Source organism: Micromonospora sp. NPDC005220, from assembly GCF_040607895.1.
Lineage (GTDB): Bacteria > Actinomycetota > Actinomycetes > Mycobacteriales > Micromonosporaceae > Micromonospora.
This window is the reverse complement of record NZ_JBEXHP010000108.1, coordinates 12989-18489: the sequence shown is the minus strand read 5'-3', so window position 1 is coordinate 18489 and position 5501 is coordinate 12989. Positions and strand designations below refer to the sequence as shown.

Here is a 5501-nt window from a genome sequence, read left to right as displayed (position 1 = left end):
CGGGCCAGCCGCGGGTGCGCCCCGGCGGCGGCGAGCGACCGCCCGCGCGCCGTGATCCGACCGTCGGCGTCGACCGCGCCCAGGGTCTCCAGGGTGTCCCGGGCCACCGTCATCGCGGCGGCCGGCGGCGCGTCGGGCAACGCCAGCCCGACGCCGTCCGGTCGGCCCCAGGCGGCCAGCTCCAACGCGAAGCCGGTCAGGTCGGCGGTGGCGATCTCCGGCTCGGCGCGGGCGGGCAGCCGCTCGTGGGTCGCCGCCGACCAGCAGCGGTAGACGTACCCGGGAGCCTCCCGGCCGGCCCGGCCGGCCCGCTGGGTGGCGGCGGCCCGGGAGACCGGCACGGTGACCAGCGCGCCCAACCCACGGGCCAGGTCGATCCGGGGCACCCGGGAGAGTCCGGCGTCCACCACGATCCGCACACCCGGGACGGTCAGACTGGTCTCGGCCAACGCGGTGGCCAGCACCACCCGTCGTCGGTCCGCGCGACGCAGAGCGGCGTCCTGCTCGGTGCCGCGTTGACGGCCGTGCAGCGGCAGCAGCGCGACCGCGTCCCGCAGGTCGGCCAGCCGGCCGGTGACCGCCGCGATCTCGCCGGCCCCGGGCAGGAAGACGAGCACGTCGCCGTCGTGCTCGCGCAGCGCCCGCCGGACGGTGGCGGCCACGTGGTCGAGCAGGGCCCGGTCCACCGGCCCGGCCCCGGGCGGGGCGATCGGGCGTGCCGGGGGCGCCCAGATCCGCTGCACCGGATGCAACGCCGAGTCGGCCCGTACCACCGGGGCCGGGGTGGGCCCGCCCAGCAGCGCGGCGAACCGGTCGGTGTCCGGGGTCGCCGACATCGCCAGCAGCCACAGGTCCGGCCGGAGCGTGGCGCGCGCCTCCACGGTGAAGGCCAGCGCGAGGTCGGCGTCGAGTTGGCGTTCGTGGCACTCGTCGAGCAGCACGGCACCCGTGCCGGGCAGCTCCGGGTCGTGGTGCAGCCGCCGGACCAGCAGGCCGGTGGTGACCACCTCGATCCGGGTGGCCGGGCCGACCCGGCGCTCGCCGCGCACCGCGTAGCCGACCCGCTCACCGACCCGCTCGCCGAGCAGCTCGGCCATCCGCCGGGCAGCGGCACGAGCCGCCACCCGGCGGGGCTGGGCGATCACCACCCGACCGGTCACCCGGTCGGCCACGGCCAGCGGCGCGAGGGTGGTCTTGCCGGTGCCCGGCGGGGCCACCAGCACACCCGCGCCGGCCGTGTCGAGCGCCGCTACCAGCGCCGGCAGCACCGGACGGACCGGCAGGTCAACGGTTACGTCGGAGAGCACGGCCCAGTCTCGCACCGGGCCGGGCGGGTCAGCAGCGACGGACCTCGCCGGCGCTGCGCACGAAGGCCCGCCAGGCCGGCGCACCGAAGGCGAGCACCGGGCCGGAGCGGTCCTTGCTGTCCCGGACGGCGACCTGACCGTCGACTGTCGCGACCTCCACGCAGTTGCCGTTGCCGCTGCTGCGCGTGCTGGTGCGCCACTCCGCTCGGGTCAGGTCGTACGCCGTCATCCGCGGTACCTCTCGTCTGCGTCGGCGTGCCGCAGAAGCGGTCACGCAAAGTTACGAGAAGCATGCTCAAGACGGGTCAACGACGCCGTCGGATCGAGCGCCATCCGGCACAGCTCCTCGTGCAGAAGGCTATACCCGAGCACATGATCGGCTTCCTCCAGAGCCAGCCCCATCGTGAGGTTATCCAGGTAAACCATGGATGCGTCGGCGGAATCGGCGAAGTTCAGGATCACGTACGGGGTGCTCATGGCCGGATGCCCGCCGGCCGCGAAAGGAAGTACCTGAATTGTCACGTTGGGTAGTTGCGCGATCCGGCTCATGTGGACCAGTTGTTCGGCCATCACCGCGGCGCCGCCGACCGGCCGCAGCAGCACCGCCTCATTGATCACCACCGACAGGTCGACCGGGTCGTCGCGGCGCAGCACGTCCTGCCGGCGCAGTCGGGCGGCGATCTTGCGCTCCAGGCCGTCCTCGCCGGCGGTGCGCCGGAAGATCTCCCGGGCGTACGCCTCGGTCTGCAACAGCCCGGGCACCGACTCGGCCTCGTACGTGCGCAGCGCCGCCGCCTCGGCCTCCAGCCCGACGTAGAACTCGAACCACTCGGGGAGCACGTCGCTGTAGTTCTGCCACCAGCCGCGCTGCTGCGCTCCCCGGGCGATCTCGATCAGCGCCTCGGCGTCGGAACCGGTGACCTCGTAGAGCGCGAGGGCGGCCCGGACGTCGCGCGGCTTGATGCCGATCTGCGCGTTCTCGATCCGGGAGAGGTTGCTCTTGGACATGTCGAGCTGTCGGGCGGCCACATCGAGGGTCATGCCCGCGCGTTCCCGGAGTTGGCGGAGTTCCCGGGCGATGCGGCGTCGTCGCACGGTCGGGCTGGCGGCGGGACGGATGGCGGGGATGGCGGTCACCGTCCGAGTCTGTCACGGCAAGATCCGCAGGTCGCGCCTGCACGGAGTGCAACTCTCAAATCTGGGAGTTGCGTTGCAGTAGCTGTCGGTGCATCCTTTCCCGGTCGCGATCACTGTGGACACACCTGTGCAGGAGGACCGTTGCTCATCGCCGACGAGTTCTTCCTGATCGCACACAACGACAGTCGTGGCAAGGCCAAACTGCACCCGGCGGCGACCGGGCTCGGGCTCGCTGGCGGGCTCCTCGGCGAGCTGATCCTCTATGGACATATAACCGTGTCGGCCGGGCAGATCACCGTCATCGACAGGCGTCCGCCGGCCGACGCGCTGGCGCACACCGTGCTGGACCAGTTGGTCGGTGAGTCCCAGCACCGGGAGCTGCGCACCTGGCTGAGCTTCCTGGCGCAGAGCGCGACCGCCTCGGTAGGGGAGCGGCTGGCCCGCGCCGGGGTGCTGCGCCGCCAGGAGAGCCGCCGGCTGCTGCGAACCACGGTCAGCTACCTGCCGATCGACCTCAACGCGGTGGCCTGGCCGGCCACCCGGCTGCGCGCCCTGCTGGACCGGCCGGACCCGCCGGGCGTGCCGGACGCCCTGCTGCTCGGCCTGGTCGTGGCCGCGGGGCTGACCCGCGAGGTGCTGTGGAGTGCCGGCCCCCGAGCCCACCACCGGCTGAACGTCCTCATCCCCGCGCTGCCGGCACCGCTCAAGGAACTCGTCGGGCACACCGAGGCCGCCGTCGGCGCCGCCGTGCTGCGCGGCATCCCCTGATCCCCCCGGTAACCCTCAACCCTCCCCTCGACAAATCGGAGTAGTCGTATGCCCCCGACATCGACAGTTGACCGACCCAGCAACGTCTCCGAAGCCCTGGCCCGAGGCCGCCTCGGCATCCCGTCGGTGATCTTCTTCGTCCTCTCCGCCGCCGCGCCGCTGACCGTGGTGGCCGGCGTCGTCACCACCGGCTACGGCGTCATCGGAGTGACCGGAATCCCGCTCGCCTTCCTGCTGATCGCCGCGGTACTCGCGCTCTTTTCGGTCGGCTACGTGGCAATGTCCCGCCGGGTGGAGAACGCCGGCGCCTTCTACGCCTACATCTCCCGCGGCCTCGGCCGACCGGCCGGCGTGGGCGCCGCCTGGGTCGCGCTGATCGCCTACAACGCGCTCCAGGTCGGGCTGTACGGCACCATCGGTGTGGCGGCCGAGCCGGTGCTCGACCGACTCTTCGGCGGGCACCCGCACTGGGCCGTCGTGGCCCTGGTGGCCTGGGCGTTGGTCGGCCTGCTCGGTCTGCTCCGGGTGGACCTCAACGGCATGGTCCTGGCCGCGCTGCTGGTCGCCGAGATCGTGGTGGTCCTCGTCTACGACCTGGGGCAGATCGGCAACCCGGCCGACGGTCAGGTCAGCTTCGCCTCGTTCTCGCCGGACAACCTCTTCGTACCGGGCGTCGGCGCGGTGCTGGTGCTCGCCGTCCTCGGCTTCGTCGGCTTCGAGTCGGCGGTGGTCTTCAGCGAGGAGAGCAAGGACCCGAAGCGGACGGTGCCGCTGGCCACCTACCTCTCGGTGGCGATCATCGCCGGGCTGTACGCGTTGTCGTCCTGGACCATGACGGTCGCCGTCGGGCAGGACCAGATCGTCGCCGAGGCCGGCGAGCAGAGCGTCGGGCTGATCTTCAACCTGGCCGCCGCACAGCTCGGCGACACCGCGGTCACCATCGGGCAGGTGCTCTTCCTGACCTCGGTGCTGGCCGCGATGATCTCGTTCCACAACACCACGGCCCGCTACACGTTCGCGCTCGGTCGGGAGCGGGTGCTGCCGGCGGTGTTCGGTCAGACCTCGGCCCGGACCGGGGCGCCGCGGGCCGCCTCGGTGGCGCAGAGCATTCTCGGGCTGCTGGTCATCCTGCTGTACGCGGTCAACGGCTGGGACCCGGTGGTCCAGTTGTTCTTCTGGGTCGGCACCACCGGCGGCTTCGGCGTCCTGCTGCTGATCGCCACCACCTCGGTGGCGGTGATCGCCTACTTCGCCCGCTTCGGCGGCGGCGAGCACCTCTGGCGGCGGGCCATCGCACCCGGCCTGGCCACCATCGCGCTCTTCGTGATCATCTGGTTGGCCGTGTCGAACTTCGCCAACCTGCTCGGCGTCGCGCCGGACTCCACCCTGCGCTGGGCGCTGCCCGCCGCGTACCCGGTGGCTGCCCTGCTCGGCATCGGCTGGGCCCTGCTGCTGCGCAGCAACCGCCCGGACACGTACGCCCGGATCGGTCTGGGTGCGGCGAGCGCCGCCGCCGTGGTCACGCCGGAGGCGCCGGCCGCCGTGGAGGTGGGCCGATGAGCATGGTCATCGAGCGGCTCGGGCCGGAGGAGACCGCCCTGGTGGCCGGTCGGATCGCCGAGGCGTTCACCGCCTTAAGGGTGACGCACTGGCTGGTGCCGGACGCGAGCAAGCGGGAGGCGGTGCTGGCCGGACACTTCGAGATTCTGGTCGAGCACGCGATGCGGCACGGCCTGGTCCACGCCACGGCTGACCGGTCCTCGGTCGCGGTCTGGTTGCCGTCGGTCGGCGAGCCGGCGCCGCCGCCGACGGACTACGACGCCCGACTGGCCGCCGCCTGCGGCGAGTGGACCGACCGGTTCCAGCAGCTCGACGAGCTGTTCGCGGCGAACCACCCGCATCCGGATCACCACCACCTGGCGTTCCTGGCGACCCGGCCGGACCGACAGGGGCAGGGGTTGGGCAGCGCGCTGATGCGGGACCACCATGCCTGGCTGGACGCCAACGGGGTACCGGCGTACCTGGAGGCGAGCAGCCCGCGCAGCCGGGACCTGTACGCCAAGCACGGCTACCTGGCCGGCGAGCCGTTCCGGGTGCCCGACGGCACGCCGTTCTGGCCGATGTGGCGGGAGCCGGTCGGGCACTGAACCGGCCGGGTCGACGCGACAGGTGTGTTGCTGTCACGCTCGCGTGACAGCGCGGAGGGGCGGGGGCCGCGGGGGCCGGCCCGCCGCGCGGGCGCTCACTGGGGGCCGGGGAGCGGGGCGCGCAGCGGGGGCCGGGCCCGCG

The 5501-nt window shown here is 73.0% G+C and carries 6 protein-coding genes; 3 read left to right on the top strand and 3 right to left on the bottom strand.

Features of this window, described 5'->3' with window-relative positions; translation table 11 throughout:
• The 3 genes from ABZU52_RS26950 to ABZU52_RS26940 form a co-directional block, all read right to left on the bottom strand.
• The coding region (locus tag ABZU52_RS26950; RefSeq protein ID WP_354973761.1) for a helicase-related protein at nt 1-1307 on the bottom strand (1307 nt) is incomplete at its 3' end.
• A 28-nt stretch (nt 1308-1335) separates the two neighbouring features.
• Nucleotides 1336-1536 (bottom strand): DUF397 domain-containing protein, encoded by a 201-nt coding sequence (locus ABZU52_RS26945; RefSeq protein ID WP_354973760.1) that lies wholly within the window; start codon nt 1534-1536, stop codon nt 1336-1338.
• 41 nt (nt 1537-1577) lie between these two features.
• On the bottom strand, nt 1578-2402 hold the full coding sequence (locus ABZU52_RS26940; RefSeq protein WP_354973763.1) for a helix-turn-helix transcriptional regulator: 825 nt from the start codon (nt 2400-2402) through the stop codon (nt 1578-1580).
• A 183-nt stretch (nt 2403-2585) separates the two neighbouring features.
• On the opposite strand from ABZU52_RS26940, the gene ABZU52_RS26935 reads away from it, so the two are divergent.
• Genes ABZU52_RS26935 through ABZU52_RS26925 form a run of 3 tightly spaced genes read left to right on the top strand, consistent with a single transcriptional unit; the run spans nt 2586 to nt 5359 of the window.
• Nucleotides 2586-3212 (top strand): GPP34 family phosphoprotein, encoded by a 627-nt coding sequence (locus ABZU52_RS26935; RefSeq protein ID WP_354973759.1) that lies wholly within the window; start codon nt 2586-2588, stop codon nt 3210-3212.
• A gap of 48 nt (nt 3213-3260) precedes the next feature.
• Nucleotides 3261-4772, top strand: a complete 1512-nt coding sequence (locus ABZU52_RS26930; protein ID WP_354973758.1) for an APC family permease — start codon at nt 3261-3263, stop codon at nt 4770-4772.
• The gene (locus tag ABZU52_RS26925) at nt 4769-5359 is read left to right on the top strand and encodes a GNAT family N-acetyltransferase (protein WP_354973757.1); all 591 of its coding nucleotides are present in this window, start codon (nt 4769-4771) and stop codon (nt 5357-5359) included. Before ABZU52_RS26930 ends, ABZU52_RS26925 begins: the two co-directional genes overlap by 4 nt.
• Nucleotides 5360-5501 lie beyond the last annotated feature (142 nt).